Annotated in this window: 17 protein-coding genes; 5 read left to right on the top strand and 12 right to left on the bottom strand. The window is 71.0% G+C overall.

From position 1 onward, the window contains the following. Genes HS109_09745 through HS109_09735 form a run of 3 tightly spaced genes read left to right on the top strand, consistent with a single transcriptional unit; the run spans nucleotide 1 to nucleotide 4,816 of the window. Nucleotides 1-2,235: a trehalose-6-phosphate synthase gene (locus HS109_09745; GenBank protein MBE7522654.1), complete on the top strand. Its 2,235-nt coding sequence runs from the start codon at nucleotides 1-3 to the stop codon at nucleotides 2,233-2,235. Beyond that, complete coding sequence (gene otsB / locus HS109_09740; protein ID MBE7522653.1) at nucleotides 2,232-3,020, top strand: trehalose-phosphatase; 789 nt, start codon at nucleotides 2,232-2,234, stop codon at nucleotides 3,018-3,020. Before HS109_09745 ends, otsB begins: the two co-directional genes overlap by 4 nt. Nucleotides 3,021-3,028: 8 nt before the next feature. Beyond that, a complete protein-coding gene (locus tag HS109_09735) occupies nucleotides 3,029-4,816 on the top strand; it encodes a glycoside hydrolase family 15 protein (protein MBE7522652.1) in 1,788 nt (595 codons plus the stop codon). 303 nt (nucleotides 4,817-5,119) lie between these two features. Here HS109_09735 and HS109_09730 read toward each other — a convergent pair whose 3' ends face one another. Then, complete coding sequence (locus HS109_09730) at nucleotides 5,120-5,722, bottom strand: hypothetical protein (protein ID MBE7522651.1); 603 nt, start codon at nucleotides 5,720-5,722, stop codon at nucleotides 5,120-5,122. Nucleotides 5,723-5,881: 159 nt separating this feature from the next. After that, a complete protein-coding gene (locus HS109_09725; GenBank protein MBE7522650.1) occupies nucleotides 5,882-6,547 on the bottom strand; it encodes a DsbA family oxidoreductase in 666 nt (221 codons plus the stop codon). 151 nt (nucleotides 6,548-6,698) lie between these two features. Between HS109_09725 and earP the strand changes: the two genes are divergently transcribed. Together earP and efp are read left to right on the top strand one after the other, a co-directional pair. Continuing rightward, nucleotides 6,699-7,844, top strand: a complete 1,146-nt coding sequence (earP, locus tag HS109_09720; GenBank protein MBE7522649.1) for an elongation factor P maturation arginine rhamnosyltransferase EarP — start codon at nucleotides 6,699-6,701, stop codon at nucleotides 7,842-7,844. Nucleotides 7,845-7,907: 63 nt separating this feature from the next. Next, on the top strand, nucleotides 7,908-8,462 hold the full coding sequence (gene efp, locus HS109_09715; protein MBE7522648.1) for an elongation factor P: 555 nt from the start codon (nucleotides 7,908-7,910) through the stop codon (nucleotides 8,460-8,462). Between the two features lie 142 nt (nucleotides 8,463-8,604). Here the strand turns inward: efp and HS109_09710 are convergent, their stop codons facing one another. The 10 genes from HS109_09710 to HS109_09665 form a co-directional block, all read right to left on the bottom strand. Beyond that, the gene (locus tag HS109_09710) at nucleotides 8,605-9,249 is read right to left on the bottom strand and encodes an energy transducer TonB (GenBank protein ID MBE7522647.1); all 645 of its coding nucleotides are present in this window, start codon (nucleotides 9,247-9,249) and stop codon (nucleotides 8,605-8,607) included. Nucleotides 9,250-9,480: 231 nt separating this feature from the next. Continuing rightward, a complete protein-coding gene (locus HS109_09705; protein MBE7522646.1) occupies nucleotides 9,481-9,684 on the bottom strand; it encodes a hemin uptake protein HemP in 204 nt (67 codons plus the stop codon). A gap of 238 nt (nucleotides 9,685-9,922) precedes the next feature. Further along, on the bottom strand, nucleotides 9,923-10,798 hold the full coding sequence (locus tag HS109_09700; protein MBE7522645.1) for a Kdo hydroxylase family protein: 876 nt from the start codon (nucleotides 10,796-10,798) through the stop codon (nucleotides 9,923-9,925). A gap of 56 nt (nucleotides 10,799-10,854) precedes the next feature. After that, on the bottom strand, nucleotides 10,855-14,445 hold the full coding sequence (locus HS109_09695) for a DUF748 domain-containing protein (GenBank protein MBE7522644.1): 3,591 nt from the start codon (nucleotides 14,443-14,445) through the stop codon (nucleotides 10,855-10,857). A gap of 101 nt (nucleotides 14,446-14,546) precedes the next feature. Beyond that, nucleotides 14,547-14,879, bottom strand: a complete 333-nt coding sequence (locus HS109_09690) for a hypothetical protein (GenBank protein ID MBE7522643.1) — start codon at nucleotides 14,877-14,879, stop codon at nucleotides 14,547-14,549. A 104-nt stretch (nucleotides 14,880-14,983) separates the two neighbouring features. Beyond that, the gene (guaD, locus tag HS109_09685; protein ID MBE7522642.1) at nucleotides 14,984-16,351 is read right to left on the bottom strand and encodes a guanine deaminase; all 1,368 of its coding nucleotides are present in this window, start codon (nucleotides 16,349-16,351) and stop codon (nucleotides 14,984-14,986) included. A 255-nt stretch (nucleotides 16,352-16,606) separates the two neighbouring features. Beyond that, a complete protein-coding gene (locus HS109_09680; protein MBE7522641.1) occupies nucleotides 16,607-16,936 on the bottom strand; it encodes a hypothetical protein in 330 nt (109 codons plus the stop codon). A 262-nt stretch (nucleotides 16,937-17,198) separates the two neighbouring features. Continuing rightward, nucleotides 17,199-17,681, bottom strand: a complete 483-nt coding sequence (locus tag HS109_09675; protein MBE7522640.1) for a redoxin family protein — start codon at nucleotides 17,679-17,681, stop codon at nucleotides 17,199-17,201. Nucleotides 17,682-17,790: 109 nt separating this feature from the next. Beyond that, the gene (locus HS109_09670) at nucleotides 17,791-19,227 is read right to left on the bottom strand and encodes a TRAP transporter large permease (GenBank protein ID MBE7522639.1); all 1,437 of its coding nucleotides are present in this window, start codon (nucleotides 19,225-19,227) and stop codon (nucleotides 17,791-17,793) included. Beyond that, the gene (locus HS109_09665) at nucleotides 19,178-19,699 is read right to left on the bottom strand and encodes a TRAP transporter small permease (protein MBE7522638.1); all 522 of its coding nucleotides are present in this window, start codon (nucleotides 19,697-19,699) and stop codon (nucleotides 19,178-19,180) included. The genes HS109_09670 and HS109_09665 overlap by 50 nt, the downstream gene beginning before the upstream one ends. Nucleotides 19,700-19,705 lie beyond the last annotated feature (6 nt).

Below are 19,705 nucleotides of genomic sequence, written 5' to 3'. Positions count from 1 at the left end.
ATGCGCCTGTCGCTCCGGTTCCTGCTGCCGCTGATGCTGGTCGTCGGCCTGTTCGCCTACGCGGCGGTGCCGCTCGCCGATACGCTGATGCTGCGCTGGTTCGTGCGCGACCTCGACACGCGCAGTTCCCTCATCGCCTCCGCGGTCAGCGAGCCGCTGTCCGGCCTCGTCCTGACCGGGTCGACGCCGCGCATCGAGCAGTTCTTCGAGCGCCTGACGAAGGACGAGCGCCTCTACGCGGTCGGACTGTGCATCGCCGGGCGCACGGTGCCGATCGCCACCCCCGGGTTTCCGTCGGACATCGCCTGTGCGGCGCTGCGCGACCACGCCGCCGCCGCGCGGGCGCTGATCCGCACCGCCCACGGGATGCTGCACCTGTCGGTCGCGCCGATCGACACCGGCGGCGCGGGACCGGCGGAGCTCGCGATCCTGCACGACATGAGCTTCGTCGAGAAGCGCAGCGCGGAGACGCGGGGCTACCTGTTCGCGTTCTTCGCGGTGCTCGCGTTCCTCGTGGCGCTCATCACCGTGATCGTCGCGCAGCTCTCATGGCGGGGCTGGGTGAGCGGGTTGCGTGCGCTCCTGCGCGGCGAGGGGCTGGTGCGGCCCGCGACCGGCGGCGGCCTCGCGACGCCGGAACTGCGGCCGATCGCGGGCGACGTGCGCGAACTGATCCGCGAACTCGAGGAGCGCTACCGCCCGCGCGACGAAGGGCAGCTCGCCTGGTCGTCGGCGAGCCTGCGCGCGATCCTGGAGCGTGAACCCGGCGGCGGCGACGTGATCGTCGTGTCGAACCGCGAGCCCTACATCCACGTCCGGACCGACGCCGGCATCCGGGTCCAGCATCCCGCCTCCGGGCTCGTCACCGCGCTCGAGCCGGTCATGCGCGCGACCGCGGGCACCTGGATCGCGCACGGCAGCGGCAGCGCGGACCGCGAGACGGTCGATGGGCACGATCGCGTCGACGTGCCGCCCGGCGAGGCGGCCTACCGGTTGCGCCGGATCTGGCTCTCCAAGGAGGAGGAGGACGGCTACTACAGCGGCTTCGCGAACGAGGGCCTGTGGCCGCTGTGCCACATCGCGCACGTGCGGCCGGTCTTCCGCTCGTCGGACTTCGCGCGTTACCGCGAGGTGAACGCGAAGTTCGCCGACGCGGTCGCGCGCGAGGCCCGCACCGACGCGCCGATCGTGCTGGTCCAGGACTACCACTTCGCGCTGTTGCCGAAGATGATCCGCGAGCGGCTGCCGAACGCGACCATCGTCACCTTCTGGCACATCCCATGGCCGAATCCGGAGGCGTTCTCGATCTGCCCGTGGCGCGCCGAACTGCTCGACGGCATGCTCGGCAGCAGCATCCTCGGGTTCCACACGCAGTTCCACTGCAACAACTTCCTCGACACCGTCGACCGCGTGCTGGAGGCGCGGGTCGACCGCGAGACCTCGGAGGTCCACGTCGCCGGCCACGCGACCGCGGTGCGGCGCTACCCGATCTCGATCGCGTGGCCGCCCGAACCGCTCGCCCGCCAGTGGGGCGTCGGGCACGCGCGCGCCGCGGTGCGCGAACGCCTGGGGCTCGCGCACGACGTGAAACTCGGCATCGGCATCGACCGTCTCGACTACACCAAGGGCATCCTCGAGCGCTTCCACGCGATCGACCGCCTGCTCGACCGGCATCCCGAGTGGGCGGGCCGCTTCGTGTTCGTGCAGGTGGCGGCGCCCTCGCGCGGCATGATCGCCGACTACCGCGACTACGCTTCGCGCGCGAAAGCGCTCGCCGACGAGATCAACGCGAAGCATGCGGCCGGGGGCGCCGCCCCGATCCGCCTCATCGCGGAACACCACGAGGCGGACGCCGTCTACGAGTACTACCGGGCCTCCGACCTCTGCATCGTGTCGAGCCTGCACGACGGCATGAACCTCGTCGCCAAGGAGTTCGTGTCCGCCCGCGACGACGAGCGGGGCGTGCTGGTGCTCTCGCAGTTCGCGGGGGCCTCGCGCGAACTGCCCGAGGCGCTGGTCATCAACCCCTACGACGCCGACTCGTTCGCCGCCGCGATCCATCGCGCGCTGACGATGCCGGTGGACGAACAGCGCGACCGCATGCGGCTCATGCGCGGCCTGTTGCGCGAGTTCAACGTCTACCGCTGGGCCGGCCGCATGCTGATGGACGCCGCGGCGATCCGCCAGCGACGCAAGCTCGGACGTCGCGCGCGCGAAACGGCCCTCTCCGCATGATCGGAGCGGCCGCACACGAGGGCACGGCGGCGAAGCACGTTTCCCGTCGTCGGCTCCCGCCGCCGCTGCAGAGGACCGACGCCCTGTTCCTCGACATCGACGGCACGCTGCTCGAGCTCGCTCCGACGCCCGATCGCGTGGACATCGACCCGGCGCTGCGCTCGACCCTGGCGGCGACGGCCCGCTCGCTCGGAGGCGCGCTGGCGCTCATCACCGGCCGGTCGATCCGCAGCGCCGACAGCCTCTTCCCCGGCCTCGCGCTGCCGATCGCCGGGCAGCACGGATGCGAGCGGCGCGGCGCGGACGGCGCGATGCACCTCCACTCGAGCCATCCCGGCACGCTCGATCGCCTGCGCGATCTCGTCTCGGCGTTCGCGACGCGCCATCCGGGCCTCCTCGTCGAGCACAAGGGCGCGTCGCTCGCCGTCCACTACCGCGCGGTGCCCGAACTCGCGAGCCTCGTCCATCGTGAGATTCGCCACGTCGTCACCGAAGTCGACGGCTGGACCGCCGAAGGCGGCAAGATGCTGGTCGAGGTGCGCCCCGGCGGTCCCGACAAGGGCCGCGCGATCGGCGAATTCCTCGCCGAGGCGCCGTTCGCGGGACGAAGGCCGGTGTTCGTCGGCGACGACCGCGGCGACGAGCCGGGGTTTCGCATCGTGGAGCGCGCCGGCGGCATCGGCGTGAAGGTCGGCGCCGGTCGCACCTACGCGCGCCATCGGCTGGCCGACGTCGATGCGGTGCGCGCCTGGCTCGCCGCCCTCGCGCCGCCGGCCAGCGCTTGAGCCGCGTCGTGCGCCATCTGGACCTCGCGCTCGTGGGCAACGGGCGCATCGGGCTCCTCGTCGACCCGGAAGGGACGATCGTCTGGGGCTGCTACCCGCGATTCGACGGCGATCCGGCCTTCTGCGCGCTCCTCGACGACGCGCCGCCGGCCGAGGCCCGCGGCCTGTTCGCGATCGAGCTCGACGGCCTCGCCGACGCGGAGTCGACCTACGTCCGCAACACCGCGGTGCTCTCGACCCGCCTCATCGACCGCGACGGCGGCGAGATCGAGATCATCGACTGCGTGCCGCGCCACGTGGAGCACGGTCGTGTCCACGTCCCGCACATGCTGGTGCGGCAGGTCCGGCGCATCGCCGGCCGCCCGCGCATCACGATCCGTCTGCGACCGTCGCGCGACTGGGGCGCGGCGCGTCCGGCCACGACCGCGGGCAGCCATCACATTCGCTACGAGACGCGCGAAGGCGTGCTGCGGCTCACGACCGACGCGTCGCTCACCGCGATCGCCGACGAGCGCGCGTTCCTGCTCGAGGACGAGTGCACGCTCCTGTTCGGCCCCGACGAGCCGCTGCCCGGCGCTCCGTCGGCGTACGCGCGCCGCGCGATCGACGAGACCGTCATGTGGTGGCAGGACTGGGTGCGCCGGCTCGCCATTCCCTACGAATGGCAGGCCGACGTGATCCGCGCCGCGATCACGTTGAAGCTCAATGCGGACGAGGACACCGGCGCCATCGTCGCCGCGATGACCACGTCGATCCCCGAGTCGCCGCACGCGCAGCGCAACTGGGACTACCGCTACTGCTGGCTGCGCGACGGCTACTTCGTCGTCGACGCGCTGAACCGGCTGGGCGCCACCGCGACGCTCGAAGGCTACATGCGCTACCTGGCGACGATCGCCTCGGGCGTCGACGGAGCGCCGCTGCAGCCGGTGTACTCGATCGCCGGCGACGCCGCGCTCGACGAGCGCATCGTGACCTCGCTGCCCGGCTATCGCGGCATCGGGCCGGTGCGCGTCGGCAACCAGGCCTACCTGCAGGCGCAGCACGACGCCTACGGGTCGGTGGTGCTGGCCGTGACGCACGCGTTCTTCGACGAGCGGCTCGCGCGAGTCGGCGACGCGGCGCTCTTCGCCCGACTCGAGCCGCTCGGAGTGCGGGCGATCGCATTGCACGACCAGCCGGACGCCGGATTGTGGGAGCTGCGCGGGAAGCTGCGCGTGCATACCTGGTCGGCCGTCATGTGCTGGGCCGCGTGCGACCGTCTCGCGCGGATCGCCGCGCAGCTCGGGCTCGCCGATCGCGCCACGCGCTGGCGCGCCGAGTCGAAGCGCATCCGCGACTTCATCCTGGCCCGTTGCTGGAACGAGCAGCGCGGCGCCTACGTCGCGACCATGGGCGGCGAGGCGCTCGACGCGAGTCTGCTCCTGCTCGCCGACCTCAACTTCCTCGCATCCGACGACCCGCGCTTCGCCTCCACCGTCGAGGCGATCGGCCGTGAACTCAAGCGCGGCGACTTCGTGTTCCGCTACGTCGAGCACGACGACTTCGGCGCGCCCGACCACGCGTTCGTCGTCTGCACGTTCTGGTACGTGAACGCCCTCGCGCGGCTCGGTCGCCGTGACGAGGCCCGCGACCTCTACGGCCGGCTCCTCGACTGCCGCACACGGTTGGGCCTCCTCGCCGAGCACGTCGACCCGGTGACGCGAGAGCCCTGGGGCAACTTCGTGCAGACCTACAGCATGGTCGGCGTCATCGCCGCCGCGAAGCGGCTGTCGATGCCGTGGGACGAGGCGTTCTGAGTCTCAGGTGTCAGAAGTCAGTTGACAGTTGACAGTGGCGGCAGAGTCTCCGGTGGCGGCGCATTCAGCGCCGTTGCGAGATTGCCGTGGGTCAGATTGGCGGACGCGCACCGGCCACGGCTTTGCGGTCACTCGGCAGCCGTGAACCCATCTATTCGTCGTACGTCGGGCATCCCCATTCGGGGGCTCGCCGCATCGAAGCGAATCGCGTCCGACCGAAGCTCAACCTCGCAACGGCGCTTGATGCGCCGCCACCGGTTACGCCGGCGCCACTGCCAACTGTCAACTGTCAACTGTCAACTGTCAACTGACTCCTGACCTGCGCGCCGCGAACCGCATGCCCAGACCGAGGCAGGCGAGCGCCAGCGCGAGGAGCGCGGCCGGCGAATCGACCGGAACCGCCATCGCCGACGGGGGCCGGATGTCGTCGACGACATCGACGATCGAGGCATTGCCGTTGACGTCGCACTGGAGGGTAAACCGGGCCGACGTGCCGACGACGTTGCCCGACCCGTCGATCGGCGAACCGACGATCGTGCCCACCCAAGGCTGCGTCGGAGCGCCCGGAACCGGGATCGACCCGCCGAATTCGGCGTCGAACCAGTCCTGCACGTCCATCTGGACCGCGGATTCCGGGTCGAACCAGAAGTTCATCGTCTGGTTGATGACCGGCCCCACCGACGGCGTGATCGTCCAGGTGAACCGGATGTTGTAGACGTTCGTTCCGTTGTCGAGGAGGTTGTAGGAGACCGCGAGATCCTGGACATTGGTGATGACCGAGTTCGCGCAGACGCCGGACGGTGCCTGTCCGATCGAGATCAGCGTGAAGTCGATGGCTTGGGCGGCGGGCGCTACGGCGAGCGCTCCGGCCAGGGTGAATGCACGGAACAGGTGGTCCGGTCGCATGATGGCCCTCGCTTGATCGACCGGCGCGACGCCCGCACCGGCCGGGTTCGCCCCTCCCTGGGGACCGCCCTTCCCAATCCTAGGCTGGCGGTGTGGACAACGGCAACGGGTGGAACGTGACGCGAAGGTGACATCCGCGCCGCGGCGCGGCGGCGCGAATCAGTCGGCGGCCTGCGGCTGGCGGGCTCGGCGCATGGCGTCGGCGATCGCCTCGGGCGGTTGCGCGCCCGAGAGACCGAAGCGGCCGTCGATGATGAAGAACGGCACGCCGCGGATGCCGAGCGACGCTGCACGGGATTCGGCGGCCTCGATTTCGGCATCGCCGACCGGCGAGAGCAGGAACGCCACCGCGGCCGCGCGGTCCTCGCCGGCCTCGGCGGCGAGATCGGCGAGGACCTCGTGCGAACCCACGAACCGGCCTTCGACGAAGAACGCGCGAAAGAGCTTCTCGACCAGCGGCCCCGCGTCGCCGCGATGCTGGGCCCACGCGATCAAACGATGGGCGTCGCGCGTGTTGGGCTGGCGCGCGATGCGCCCGAAGTCGAACGCGATGCCGGCCTGCGTTCCCGCGCTGTGCAGCCGTTCGTGGACCTGCGCGAGACGCGAGCCCCCGCCGAACTTGCGTTCCAGGTACTCGCGCCGGTCGATGCCGTCGCGCGGCACGCCCGGGTCGAGTTCGTAGGGGTGCCAGCGAACGGTCGGACGCGTAACGCCCTCGCGCTCGAGTTGCGCGAGCGCGGCGTCGAGGTGGCGCTTGCCGACGTAGCACCACGGGCAGACGACGTCGGAGACGACGTCGACGGTCGGCGAATCGGGGGTGCTCATCGTGGACGTTCCGTGCTCCGGGGAATTCTGCTCGATCCGCGTTGCGCACGGTCGCGCAGGGCCTCCTTGCCGGTCATTGTAGCAAGCGGGCCAGCAAGCTCCGCGCCAGTCCGCGGGCGGCGATAATGGCGAGCGCAAGGGTGCCGATGCGATGCGACCGAAGCTCGACTGGAACGTCCTCTGCAAGGTGGTCGACAACTACGGCGACGCCGGCGTCGCGTGGCGGCTCTCGCGCCAGCTCGTGCACGAGCACGCGCAACGCGTGACGCTGTGGATCGACGATCCGGCGCCGCTAGCGCGGATGGTCCCCGGCATCGATCCCGCCGCAGAGGAATCGCGCGCGGAAGGCGTTCTCGTCCGGCGCGGTCCCGCGGACGCGCCCTGGGTACCCGGCGATGTCGTCGTCGACGCGTTCGGCGCCGGGTTGCCGCCCACGTGGATCGACACGATGGCGCACGCGTTGCGGCCGCCGGCGTGGATCGTCCTCGAGTACCTGTCCGCGGAAGCCTGGGTCGACGGCGCCCACCTGCGCGCTTCGCCCGAACCGCGCACCGGTCTCGCGCGGCACTACTGGTGCCCGGGGTTCACGCCGGCCAGCGGGGGCCTGCTGCGCGAACACGACCTCGTCGCGCGCCGCGACGCGTTCCTGCGCGATCCTGCCGCCCGGGCGGCCACGCTCGCCTCGGTCGGAGCGGAACCGCCCACGCACGGCGGCGTCGTGCTGCTGTTCTGCTATCCGACACCTTCACTCGCCGAACTCTTCGACGCATGGAGCGAGGCCGATGCGCCGTGGGTCGTGCTCGTGCCGCAAGGCGTGGCGGCCGATGCGATCGACCGCTGGAGCGGCGGCCGCGTGCCGCATCCGGGCGCGCCCCTGGTGCGCGGCGCGCTCACGCTCGTGTCCATCCCGTTCGTCACCCAGCGCGACTTCGATGCGCTCCTGTGGTCGTGCGACATCGCGATCGTGCGCGGCGAGGACTCGTTCGTGCGCGCGCAGTGGGCGGGCCTGCCGTTCGCGTGGCACGCCTACCCGCAGGAGGGCCTCGCGCACCTCGCGAAGGTCGAGGCGTTCCTCGACCGCTCGCTCGGATCCGCCCCGCGCGAGGCGGCGGACGCGATGCGGGCGTTCACGCTCGCGTTGAATCGCGGCGACGGCCCCGCCCTGGCGGGGGCATGGGCGCCCTTCGATCGCGCCCGCGGCGCGCTCGCGGCATCGGCCAGGCACTGGGCGGACCGACTCGCGTCCCGGACCGACCTCGCCGCGGGATTGGTGCAATGGGTAGAATCCCGGCTATAATCAAAGGTTCCCCAAATTCAAACGGGCGGCCCGGCGCGAGCCCCGCCGCCCCCGGAGACCCCGATGAAGATCGCCCAGGAAGTCCGGGCCGGCAACGTGATCATGGTCGGCAAGGACCCGATGGTCGTGCAGAAGGCCGAGTTCTCGAAATCCGGCCGCAACGCGTCCGTCGTCAAGATGAAGCTCAGGAACCTCCTCTCGGGCACCGGCACCGAGACGATCTACCGCGCCGACGAGAAGTTCGAGACGATCCAGCTCGACAAGAAGGAAGTGACCTACTCGTACTTCTCCGATCCGATGTACGTGTTCATGGACGGCGAGTTCAACCAGTACGAGGTCGAGAAGGAGTCGATGGGCGACGCGCTCAACTACCTCGAGGAAGGCCTCGAGTGCGAGATCACCTTCTACGAAGGGCGCGCGATCGCCGTCGACATGCCGAACACCGTCGTGCGCGAGGTCACCTACACCGAGCCCGCGGTCAAGGGGGACACGTCGGGCAAGGTGCTGAAGCCCGCGAAGCTCTCGACCGGCTTCGAGGTCCCGGTGCCGCTGTTCGTCAACACCGGCGACCGGATCGAAGTCGACACGCGCACCGGCGAGTACAAGCGCCGCGTGTAGCCCGCGGATCGGCCGCGCGAGGGCCGTCCGCGTTCGTCCGGACATCGAAGGCGACGGCCCGTGCCGTCGCCTTCGTTCGTTTCGCCGGCCGCGGCACCGGGATGACGAGCTTCCCTTCGGACTCCGCGGCACCGGCGCCGCGTCAGCGCGACTCGAGCGCGAAGGAGATCGGGACGAAGACGTGCGCCGCGACCGCGGCGTCGCCGCGCTTCGCCGGGACGAAGCGCCAGCGTCGAACGGCGTCGAGCGCCGCCTGGTCGAGGCGCTCCGAACCGCTCGAGGTCGCGACCTCGATCGAACCGGCGCGTCCGTCCGCCGTCACGAGCACGCGGAGCAGCACACGGCCTTCCTCGCGCAACCGGCGCGCCATCGCCGGGTACGCCGGCGGCGGATTGTCGAGGTAGGCGGCGTCGAACCGCGGCGGAACGAGCGGCTCGGGCGCGGGTGCCGCCGCGACCGGCGCGGCAGGTGCCGGCACGGCCGGCTGCGGGACCGGATCGGGCGGCGCGGGCGGCAGCGTGATCGTCGGCAGGTCCTGCGCCCGCGGCACATCGGGGACGATGACCGGAGGCGGCGCGACGACCGCCTGCGGCGCAATCGTCCTGGCCGGCAGCGGCGTGCGCTTCGGCGGCGGCGGCGGCGGCTTCGGCGGTTCGACCGGCCGCACGATCTCGACGGTGATCGCCGACGGCGCCTTCGCGACCCGCAGCGGCGAGGTCTGCGTGACCAGAATCCCGATCAGGACGGCGTGGAAGGCGATGATCGCGGCGATGGCCGGCCAGTTCATGCGGGGCTTGGCGTACTCCACGGGCGGCCGCACCGCCGCGACGGCGGCGAGCCTGGCGCGCGGCGCTGGACGGGGCGAAGGCGGAAGCGGCCCCAACGCGGCGGTACCGACGGCCGCCGCGCGCATCAGCAGCCCGTTCTGGAATGCGGCCGAACCTGCCGCGACGCAGTCGTCGCGAGCCGCCGGGACACGCGATCTGCGAAGGTGCGACGCTGCGGATCCACGGTCGTGCTACGCAGTGAGGATGAGCTTGCCGTTCTGCGTGATCCGCAGACGGTACTCGCGCCCCTCGTGGTCGATCACGAGTTCGCGGGCGTCGCCCAGGAGCGCGCGCGAACTCGTCCGCGGCGCCGGCACCCTCGCGACGGCCGGACGCGGCGATGGCGGCGCGTCGCCCGGCGTGGTCTCGGGGGGTGTGGTCGGCGTGGGGCTCATGCGGCGAATGATAACGATTCGCATTATCACGGTCAACGAACGACGCCCTCGCCCGCCCGGCGACTCCGCTTCATCGGGAACGACCTCGCCCGGTCGCCGGTGGGCCGCGCCGTTGAAGCGCAACCCTTCGTCCCGCACGTGCCTCGAAGATTCGGGAGTCTCCCGGAGGCCGACGCGGATGCCCGCTTCCCCCCGTGCCGACGAGAGCGGCCGCCGTCCGGAGGGAACGCGAGGCCCGTCAGCCCATCGCCCGGCCGGCGAGGCGCTCGAGCAAAGCGAACGGCGAGCGCGCCGGGTGGACCATCGCGTCGAGCGGCAGATGCAGCGTCTGCTCCATCATGTACTGCCCGGAGATCACCGCGTGCATCACCTGGTCGGAGAAGACGAGCCAGGTCGTGCCCGGCGCGAAACGCACCTCGCGCCGCGGCGAATCGCGCTGGTAGTCGGCGTCGAGCTTGGCGCGATCGTGCAAGAGCAGCATCACGTGGTCGTATTCGCTGCGCGTCCCGCGCGTCACGCGCAGGGCCGACAGCATCGCGGCCTTGCCCGGCGGCTGCGGCCGGATCGACGGCAGGAAGCGCGCGGCCATGTCAGCGAAGGGCTCACCGACGCGCCAGACGCGGTCCGCGCCGGAAGGGTTGACGTTGCAGAACACGCGCAGGATGCGTTCCCCGCCCGTGGGCCGCGACGGGAACGCGTCGACGTGCAGCCTCGTGTCGTCGTGCCGGGGCGACTGCGCCCGGCCGGCGACGGCAGCAGGGCGGAAGCTCGTGCGCGCGCGCCGGATGCGATGCGCGTACGCCGGCAGCAGGCGCTCGACCAGTGTCGTGGCCGAGCGCGCGAACCGCGCGATCGTCGCCGCGAGCGCCCGTGCGTCCTCGCCCCGCGCGGTGGTGCCCCGCACCGCCTCGCCGTCGAGACCGATGTTCTTGCGCGAGCCGTCGAGCCAGCGCGCATCGAGGAACCGACGCTCCTCCGGTGCGAAGGCGAAACCGCAGTCGGGCAGCACCAGCACGCCGCCCGACTCCAGGATCAGGACAGCGCGCGCGCTCTCCTCCGCGGTCCAGTCGGACGTCCAGGTTCGCGCCTGCCAGGATTCGATCGGAACATCCATCGTTCGATGCGACGCGGGGTCGCCCGATGCGGAGAAACCCGAAGTGTACCGTCCGCTCAGCGCAGCGCGAGATCGACGCGCGCGGGCGGCAGCGGCGCGCCCGGTGGTGCCGCGGCTCGTCCGCCAGGCCCGACCGTCTCGCCGCCGAGTTTGGGCGCGAGGAGGAACAATCGCTCGCCCGCCACGCCCTTCGCGACGAGCGCGTCCTTCACCGCCTGCGCACGCGCATGGGCGAGCTGACGCAACGCCTCGTCATCGACCGTCGCGTTCGCGAGGAGCATCGCCTCCATCTCGGCGGGTGCGACATCCTTCAGCATGCCGATGACGTTGCGCGGCCGCTCCTTGATCGGCGCCTCGCGATACGCCGCGGTCAGCCAGCGCACCCGCTCGTCGGCCCCGATCGCGACCGCGTCGACCGACGCAGGCGCATTGCCCTCCGACGCCAGCGACTTCAGCTTCGCGCGCTTCATCGCGTTCTCGACGCTCGCGCGCCGCAACGCCTCGCGGTCGCCGGCCGGGTCCGCGCGTCCGCCGATGTCGAGCTTCAGTCCCGGGCGGTCCGCGAGCGCCCTGGAGAGCGTGTCGACGCGCTTCTGCGCCTCGGGTCCGAACGCGGCGCTGCCCGCGGTGAACGGGATCGTCGAGAGTTCCTCTCCGCCGCCGAATGCCGCGGAGAGCAGGGCGAAGGGCGCCGTGATCGCCTTGGTGATCAGGTTGACGATCACCTGCACGATCAGTCCGCCCACCGAGAACTTCGGATCGTCGAGCGAACCGGAGATCGGAAGCCGGATGTCGATCACGCCGTTGCGGTCCTTGAGCAACGACACGGCGAGGAGTACCGGGAGCTTCGTCGCGGTCGGGCTATCCACGCGTTCCCGGTTGAACACGAGCTGGTCGAGCACGAGCTGGTTCTCGGCGGCGAGCTTGCGGTCCTCGATCTTGTAGTGGACGTCGAACGACAGCTTGCCCTTCTCGATCCCGTAGCCCGCGTACTTGATCGCATAGGGCGAGAGCGGCGGCAGGTCGACGTCGCGCGCCTTGCCGGTGAGGTCGAGCGCGAGTTCGCGCGCGAACGGCTGGAGCGTGCCCCGCACCTCGACCGGCGCCGCCTGGTCGACGCGCGCCGCGATCGCCACCTCGCCCGCCTTCTCCGGCGACATCGCGCCGATGGTCCCCGCGACGTCGGTGAGGTTCGCCGAGTAGTTCGGGCGCACGAACTGGTCCGAGAAATTGACGTTGCCGCCGGACAGCTCGATCCGGCCGATCGACACCGGCGTGTCCTCGCGCGGCTCCGCCGCGGCCACCGACGCCGGCTTGGCATCGGGTGCAGGCTCGGGCTCAGCGCCCGGCGTGAGCAGGCGCGTGAGGTTGAGCGTGCCGTCCGGATAGACGATGACGCGCGCGTAGAAATCCGCGGCGACGATTCGCTCGATCGAGGTGCGGAAGGGCGAGGTCGTGACGTCGAGTCCCTCGATCGCGAGCGATTTCCAGCGCGCGAGGTCGGAGGCGGTCGGCTTGTCGAGCGCCGCGAACTCGGTCACCGTCACGTTGCCCTTCCAGCTCGCCTTGGCGGGCGCGTTCTCGCGCGTCTCGACCGACAGGTCGCCTTTCGCGGCAAAGCGCCCGCCGGTCACCGAAACGTTGACCTGCGACTCCACGTAGGGCCGGATCGACACGAGGTTCAGTCCCGACGCCTCGAGCCGGCCGGAGATCGAGAACGGATTGGTGACGACCGGCCCTTCGAAGGCGAGCCGGCCGCGATCGCCCAGCCGCGTGCGCAGCGTGAGTTCCGACTTCGCGCCGCGCGCGTTCGAGTAGTCGCCGATCGAAAACGACAGGTCGCGCGCCGCGAGCTTCACCGGCGGATTCGGCACCCGGTCCTCCAGGTCGGCGGTCACGCGCTCGATCGAGGTCTGCCTCACCAGCAGCGTCCAGGTGCGGTCGTCGCTGTCCGCGGTTCCGGTCGCGTGGGTCGTCTTCATGATGCGTGCCGCTTCGAGCGTGCCGTCGCGTTCGCGCGCGATCCGCAGCACGGCGCCGCTGCCTGCGATCGTGCCGATCGACACGCGGCGCGCCGCGACGTCGACGTCGAGGCCCGTGCCCCGCAGTTGCGGAACGCGCCACAGCGGCTCGCGCGCGCCGGGGAACGCGAGACGCAGATCGTCGACCGTCGCCGTCCCGTCCGACAGGCGCAGGTTGCCGTCGGCGCCGTACGCGAACGTCGTCGCGAGCGCGAGCGAACCCTTCTGAACCTCGACCGCGAGCACGTCCTTGTAGTACGGGAAGAGCAGCCCGAGCGAGAACTTCGCGAGTTCGAAGCGCCCGCTCGCGGCGGGGACCGTGGGCTCCACATCGGCCTCGCCCTTGAACGTGGCGATGCGATCGCCGGAGACGAACGCGAGTGCGACATGCGCCTTCTCGCCGGCCTTCGTCGAGAGGTTGGTCGCGTCGACCGACACGTCGACGAGCGACGAGCGGAACCCGGACGACTCGTCGGCGAGGCCGAGGCTGCCGCGGGCGACCGTCGCCTTGGCGAGTGTCACGGTCCAGGGCTTCTCTGCCGACTTCGCCGGTTCCGAGACGCGCGACGCCGGCGTGGCGCGCGCCGGCGCCTCGAACAGCGGCTGCGCGAGTTCGAGCGTCCCGTCGGCGAGGCGCTTGAGGTCGATCGTCGGTGCGTCGATCGCCACCGACGCGACGCGCGCCTCGTGACGGACGAGGTCGACCGCGTCGAGCGAAATCGCGATCCGGTCCGCCGCGACGAGCGATGAGCCGTCGCGGCGCTTCACCGCGAGACCGTCGATGCGCGCATCGCCGCGCAGATCCAGGCGCTGCGCGGCGCCCCGCCCCCCGACGAACACGAGCTTGAGCTTCGTGGTGAGCGCGCCGCCCGCGAGATCCACGCGGGGCTTCGCGGGCAGGTAGGCGAGATATTCCCGGAGCGGCAGCGCGTCGAGGTCGAGGTCGAGCGACGCTTCGGGAGGATCCGCGAACGGCACCGTGGACCCGCCGAGCGCGACCTGCGACCCGTTGAGCGAGCCCTCCGCGCGCGGAGTCACCCGGATCTCGGTCTGGTAGGGCAGCGACGACAGGAACGGAATGCCGAGCACGAGCGAGGTGAGCTTGTGCTCGCGCCCCGCGACGGCGTCGGCGAAGGTGACGGTCCCGTCCTCGACCTCGATGTTGTTGAGCGAGAAGCGGGGCGGCGGGCCATCGGGTCCCGAGGTCGCCCGGTCGATCAGGTCGGAGACGTTGTAGCGGCCCTGCGGGTCGCGCGAGAGCGAGACCGACGGACGCACGATCTTCAGCGCATCGAGCACAGGGGCACGGTGCACGATCGACGCGGTCGACAGGTCGGCGTCGAGTTCGTCGAACGCGAGGAGCGGCCGGGGTCCCGCAGCGTCGGCGATCGAGAGGCCGCGAATCGTCACGCGCAGCGTGAACGGGTTGAACGCGACCGACTCGACCGTGGTCTTGCGGCCGAGCGCCTCGGTGAGGCGGGACTCGAGCTGCGCGCGCAGGATCGGCGGGACCGCGAGCCAGGCCGCGAGGATCAGCAGCGCCAGAATGCCCGCGACCCACGCGAACCGCCGCAACCAGCGACTGCGCGGGGTTCGAATCGCGGATGCAGCGGCGCCGTCGCTCATCGGGAAACGCGCGCGGCGCCGGGACCTCGTCCCCGGCGCCTGGCACGTGCCCCGATTCTACGCGTGGCGGCCCGCGCAGTCGAAGACCGCGAACTCCGCGGTCATGGTTTCGTGCGCGTGATCGAAGCGTCGATCGTGCCGTCGGCGTTGCGCGAGCGGTCGACGGTGGTCGTGCCGCCGTTGGGACCCGTGGTCGTGCTGTCGACGACGCCATCGGCGCCCCGATACCGATCGACGCTCTGCGTCTTTCCGTTCGGCCCGGTCGTCGTGCGGTCGGTGAGACCGTCGGCGCCGCGCGACCGGTGCACGGTCGTGGTGCCTTCGCGGACGTGGTGCTGCTTCGTCCCTCTCGCCCAGGCGGCGTCGGACCAGGTAACCTGCGCGGTGGCGACGATCGTCGCGGCGACGGCGACAGCGAGCGTGTGCTTCGACATGGTGTGCTCCCGATGTTCGCGGCACCCATGGCGCCGCACGCGATCCACAACGCCATCAGAGCACGGCGGGCCTACCCGGGACCGTGACCAAACGTAACCGCGTGTTACCGAACGCGCGCCGGAGCCGTGTCGCGATCGTGGAGCCTGCGCCCGCCGATCCAGGTCTGCCGGATCGCGCGGTCGTCGCCCATCGTCATCTGGACGAACAGCGCCTCGTCGACCCCGCCCACGCGTTCCATGCGCTGCGCGATCGCCGGCGTCGACGCGAGGTCGAGCACGACGAGGTCCGCCTCGTGGCCGGGCGCGAGATTGCCGATGTGCGACGCGAGGCCGAGCGCCCGAGCGCTCCCCTGCGTCGCGAGCCAGAACGCGTGCACCGGCGGCATCGACCAACCGGAGAGTTGCGCGACCTGGTAAGCCGCGCCCATCGTGCGCAGGATCGAGAGCGAGGTCCCGCCTCCCACATCGGTCGCGAGCCCCACCTCGACCGGCCTTGCCGGCTTCTTCGCGCGATCCCAGCGAAAGAGCCCGCTGCCGAGGAACAGGTTCGACGTCGGGCAATGCGCGATCGCGCTGCCCGACGCGGCGAGCGCACGCCACTCGCGCTCCGCGAGATGGATGCCGTGTCCGTAGATCGCGCGGGGCCCGACGAGGCCGAACCGCGCGTACACGTCGATGTAGTCGCGCGCGCGCGGGAAGAGCTTGCGTACCCACTCGACCTCGCCGCGGTTCTCCGAGACGTGCGACTGCACCCAGCAGTCCGGATGCTCGCGCCACAGCGCGCCCGCCGCCTCGAGCTGCGCGGGGGACGAGGTCACCGCGAAGCGCGGCGTGATCGCGTAGCCCAGGCGTCCGCGGCCGTGCCATCGGGCGATCAGCGCCTTCGACTCGTCGTAACCGCGTTTCGCGCTGTCGGTGAGCCTCCGCGGCGCGTTGCGGTCCATCAGCACCTTGCCGGCGATCAGGCGGAATCCGCGCGCGCGCGCCTCGCGCATCAGCGCGTCGACCGAGCCCGGATGCACGGTGCAGAAGACCGCGGCGGACGTGATGCCCTGCCGCAGGTTCTCGTCGAGGTAGGCGCGCGCGACGCGGGACGCGAGCCTCGAGTCGGAGAACGCAGCCTCGGACGGGAACGTGTGGTTCGCGAGCCAGTCGAGCAGTTGGGCGCCGTGGCTCGCGACCATCGGCCATTGCGGATAGTGGACGTGCGCGTCGACGAAGCCCGGCGCCATCAGCGAATGGCGCGGCAGGCGCTCGACCCGCGTGCGCGGCGGCAGCTTCCGCAGCACCAGCGATGCGGGCCCGGCATGCACGATGCGCCCGCCTGTCATCGCGACGATGGCGTCCGGTTCGTGGAGCAGCGCGCGGCGTGCTCCGACCTCGAACGGGTCGCCGCGCCACGCGATCATCGGGCCGCGCAGGGCGACAACTGCATCAACCGTGGGCAGGGACCGTCTGGTGTTCCGGGGCATCGTGGCGCGAGCATACCGGACGCGCGCTGGTCGGCCGCGACATGCGGGTCGGGCTGCCGCTTGACGGAACCCGGAACATCGACACGAAGGTCGTCCGACTGAAGTCGGACCTGCAGGGCGTTCGCGACGCCCGGCAGCATCGTCGTAGGTCAGGCTGAAGCCTGACCCGCGAGGAGATTGCACGGCGCTCAATGCGCCGCCACCGGAAACTCGGGCGCGTCTGTCCTCTGTCCTCTGTCCTCTGACTCCTGAAAGTCAGGACCCCTCGCTCGCAGGCGCGCGCCGGTTGATCGGAAACACGAAGAAGTTGCGCACCATGCCGCCGACCGCGACGACGATCAGGAACACCGTGCCGCCGGCCATCACCGCGAGGTACATCGGCATCCCGGCGTGGTTGCCGCGAATGACGACCGCATCTTCGAAGAGCTTCCATCCGGCGACGGCGCCCGACGGTATCGCGAGGAGGAAGACCGCCACGTTGTACAGCAGCAGTCCGCGCACCGGCGCGCCCTTCGGATTCAACTGGAAGAAGAACCACACGGCCAGTCCGAGCAGGACGGCGAGCAACAGGATCATGAAGGCCATGGCGGTCCACTCAGGGTTGCGATCTCTCGATGGTCGCCCGGCGGATTCGCCGGAGCCTTGATCCGGATCAGAGCGGGGACGTGCGAGAGGCGACGTCGGGGGGACGACGCGGCCCTTCGCACGGAACGTCCCGGGCGGGCAGGGGGCCATCGCCGCCGGGTCTCAGCGGGGCGGGTTGCCTCCGGGCGGCGGTGCAACGCCCGGGACGGAGCCGAGAAGCCGCAATGTCCCTACTAGCGACAGGGGGACCGCGAGTATCGCGCTACGATGGACCGCGCTCTTCGCTGACGAGACGCATGACCCCTGCGGCGACGGCGAAATCGTCGATCTGCCCGAACTGTTGCGTCCGCAACCGGCCCTGCCGGTCGATCAGCATCAGCGTCGGCGTGCCCTGCATCCCGTAGGCGCGCATCGTGCGCGGGATCGCCCCAGCGGGGTCCGCGACGTCCACGCCGATCGGGTGCGTAACGCGGAACTCGTGCAGGAACACGCGCAGCGCCGCGACCGTCATCACGTCGTGGTGCTCGAACACGGTGTGCAGTCCGACCACCGCCACATCGTCCTTCGAATAGTGTCGGTGCATCCGCTCGGCCTGCGGCACCGCGTGCAGCACGCAACCGGGACACAGCATCTGGAACGCGTGCAGCACGACGACCTTGCCGCGCAGCGCGCCGAGGCTGAGCGGCGATGCCGTGTTCAGCCACTCGCTGACCTGCAGTTCGGGGGCGGGGATGGGAATGTCCATGAACTCGCGTTCCGGAAGACGAGGCGTCGACGCGGCTGCAGACGATGATATCGAGCCCGGTCGAGCACGCCAAGACGCGCGGCGACGCCGCACCGTCCCGGCGCTCCGCCTATTTCACCACTCCCGCGAACACCAGCGTGATCGACGGAAACACGACGAGCAGCGTCAACCGCACGAAGTCGGCGGCGAGGAACGGCAGCACGCCCTTGACCACGGTGCCGAGCTTGAGCCCCGGCTGCGACGCCTGCACGACGAACAGGTTCATGCCGAACGGCGGGTGGATGAGGCCGATTTCGATCACCGTGACCATCAGGATGCCGAACCACACGGCGTCGAACCCGAGCCGGTGGACGACCGGGTACACGAACGAGATCGTGAGCAGCAGCATCGACAGGCTGTCGAGCAGGCAGCCGAGGATCAGGTAGCCGACCAGGATCACGACCAGCACCCAGTACCGGCCGATGTCGAGCCCCTGCACGAAGGCCACCGACGCCTGGGGCAGGCCGGACAGGTCCATGAAGAATCCGAAGATGCCCGCGCCGATCAGCACGAGGAAGATGAGCCCCATCGACAGCGCGGTGTCCCACAGCGAGGACTTGACGAATTCGCGCGTGAGCCTCCCCTGGATCGCGGTCAGGACCACCGCGCCCGCGACACCCACCGCGGCGGCTTCCGTCGGCGAGAACCAGCCGAGGAAGAGTCCCCCCAGCACCAGCACGAACAGCACGAGCACGTCCCACACCTGCACCAGCGCCTCGACGCGCTGGCGCCACGTGTAGCGTGCGCCCGCGGGGCCGACGTCCGGGCGGCGCCACGTCGTCACCCACACCGCGCCCATGTAGAGCACGGCGCCGAGGACCCCGGGCAGGATCGCCGCGGCGTAGAGCGCGCCGATCGAGGTCTGGGTCAGGAGGCCGTAGAGCGCGAGCGGAATGCTCGGCGGAATCATGATGCCGAGCGTCCCGCCGGCCGCGACCGCGCCGGTCGCGAGTCCTTCGCCGTAGCCGCGTTCCTTCATCTCCGGCAACGCGACCTTCGACATCGTCGCGGCGGTCGCGAGACTCGAACCGCACACCGCGCCGAACACGGCGGACGCGCTGATGGTCGCCACCGCGAGCCCACCGGGTCGATGGCCGACGAACGCGTTGGCGCCGACGAACAGGTTGCGCGACATGCCCGAGTAGGCCGCGAACACGCCCATCATGATGAACAGCGGAAGCACCGACAGGCTGTACGGGAACAACGCGTTGAACGGCGCGGTGCCGAGCCCGAACTTGAACGTGTCGAAGCCGCCCAGGAGCCACGTGCCTCCCGCGCCGATCACGGCCATCGCGATGCCGATCGGCACGCGCGCCATGATGAGCGCGAGTACCGCCGCGAATCCCGTGAGTCCCCAGATCTCGTGGGTCACCGGCGGGCCTCCGCAGCGTTCGCGGCGGCGGCGCGCATCCGCGCGCCGAGCGGGAGACGGGCATCGCCGAGCGGCCGCGTCGTGCTCATGCCGGCTCTCCTGCGCTCGAGGCCGGCGCTCCCCTCCCCTGCGCATACTCGAGCGCACGCCCCAGCGCGCACGCGGCCGACAGTCCGAAGCCCAGAATCACCGGCACCCAGTACCAGAAGAGCGGGATGGCGAGGATCATCGAGCGGTCGCCGATCGCGGCCTCCTGCAGCGCCTTGGCCGCCGACGCCCAGCACGCGACCGCGAGCAGGACCGCCGAGACGAACGCGCCCGCGCAGAACACCTGCCGCCGGCGACGGAGTTCCAGCCGGTCGGTGAACAGGACGACGCTGATGTGGTTGTCGAGGTGGAACGCGACCGGGATCGACAGGAACGCCGCCCACATCACGCAGAGCTGCGTCAGGTCGACGACGCCGGGGACCGGCGTGCCGACCGTGTGACGCAGCACGATGTCGATCACGGTGACGCCCACCGACACGGCGAGCGCCACCGCCGCGACGTAGGCGGCACCGAGGCTCACCCGGTGCAGCCACCGGTTGAGCCCGGCGACCATCGGCATCGCCCC

The organism is Burkholderiales bacterium (assembly GCA_015075645.1).
Taxonomy (GTDB): domain Bacteria; phylum Pseudomonadota; class Gammaproteobacteria; order Burkholderiales; family Casimicrobiaceae; genus VBCG01.
The sequence above is the reverse complement of the archived record's forward strand: the minus strand, read 5'-3'. Positions and strand labels throughout refer to the sequence as shown.

What these genes read in the sequence shown, in the direction of transcription:
- HS109_09745 (MBE7522654.1), top strand. Translation starts at nt 1, where the DNA reads ATGCGCCTGTCGCTCCGGTTCCTGCTGCCGCTGATGCTGGTCGTCGGC.
- otsB (MBE7522653.1), top strand. Translation starts at nt 2,232, where the DNA reads ATGATCGGAGCGGCCGCACACGAGGGCACGGCGGCGAAGCACGTTTCC.
- HS109_09730 (MBE7522651.1), bottom strand. Translation starts at nt 5,722, where the DNA reads ATGCGACCGGACCACCTGTTCCGTGCATTCACCCTGGCCGGAGCGCTC.
- HS109_09725 (MBE7522650.1), bottom strand. Translation starts at nt 6,547, where the DNA reads ATGAGCACCCCCGATTCGCCGACCGTCGACGTCGTCTCCGACGTCGTC.
- earP (MBE7522649.1), top strand. Translation starts at nt 6,699, where the DNA reads ATGCGACCGAAGCTCGACTGGAACGTCCTCTGCAAGGTGGTCGACAAC.
- efp (MBE7522648.1), top strand. Translation starts at nt 7,908, where the DNA reads ATGAAGATCGCCCAGGAAGTCCGGGCCGGCAACGTGATCATGGTCGGC.
- HS109_09710 (MBE7522647.1), bottom strand. Translation starts at nt 9,249, where the DNA reads ATGAACTGGCCGGCCATCGCCGCGATCATCGCCTTCCACGCCGTCCTG.
- HS109_09705 (MBE7522646.1), bottom strand. Translation starts at nt 9,684, where the DNA reads ATGAGCCCCACGCCGACCACACCCCCCGAGACCACGCCGGGCGACGCG.
- HS109_09700 (MBE7522645.1), bottom strand. Translation starts at nt 10,798, where the DNA reads ATGGATGTTCCGATCGAATCCTGGCAGGCGCGAACCTGGACGTCCGAC.
- HS109_09695 (MBE7522644.1), bottom strand. Translation starts at nt 14,445, where the DNA reads ATGAGCGACGGCGCCGCTGCATCCGCGATTCGAACCCCGCGCAGTCGC.
- HS109_09690 (MBE7522643.1), bottom strand. Translation starts at nt 14,879, where the DNA reads ATGTCGAAGCACACGCTCGCTGTCGCCGTCGCCGCGACGATCGTCGCC.
- guaD (MBE7522642.1), bottom strand. Translation starts at nt 16,351, where the DNA reads ATGCCCCGGAACACCAGACGGTCCCTGCCCACGGTTGATGCAGTTGTC.
- HS109_09680 (MBE7522641.1), bottom strand. Translation starts at nt 16,936, where the DNA reads ATGGCCTTCATGATCCTGTTGCTCGCCGTCCTGCTCGGACTGGCCGTG.
- HS109_09675 (MBE7522640.1), bottom strand. Translation starts at nt 17,681, where the DNA reads ATGGACATTCCCATCCCCGCCCCCGAACTGCAGGTCAGCGAGTGGCTG.
- HS109_09670 (MBE7522639.1), bottom strand. Translation starts at nt 19,227, where the DNA reads ATGCGCAGGGGAGGGGAGCGCCGGCCTCGAGCGCAGGAGAGCCGGCAT.
- HS109_09665 (MBE7522638.1), bottom strand. Translation starts at nt 19,699, where the DNA reads ATGCCGATGGTCGCCGGGCTCAACCGGTGGCTGCACCGGGTGAGCCTC.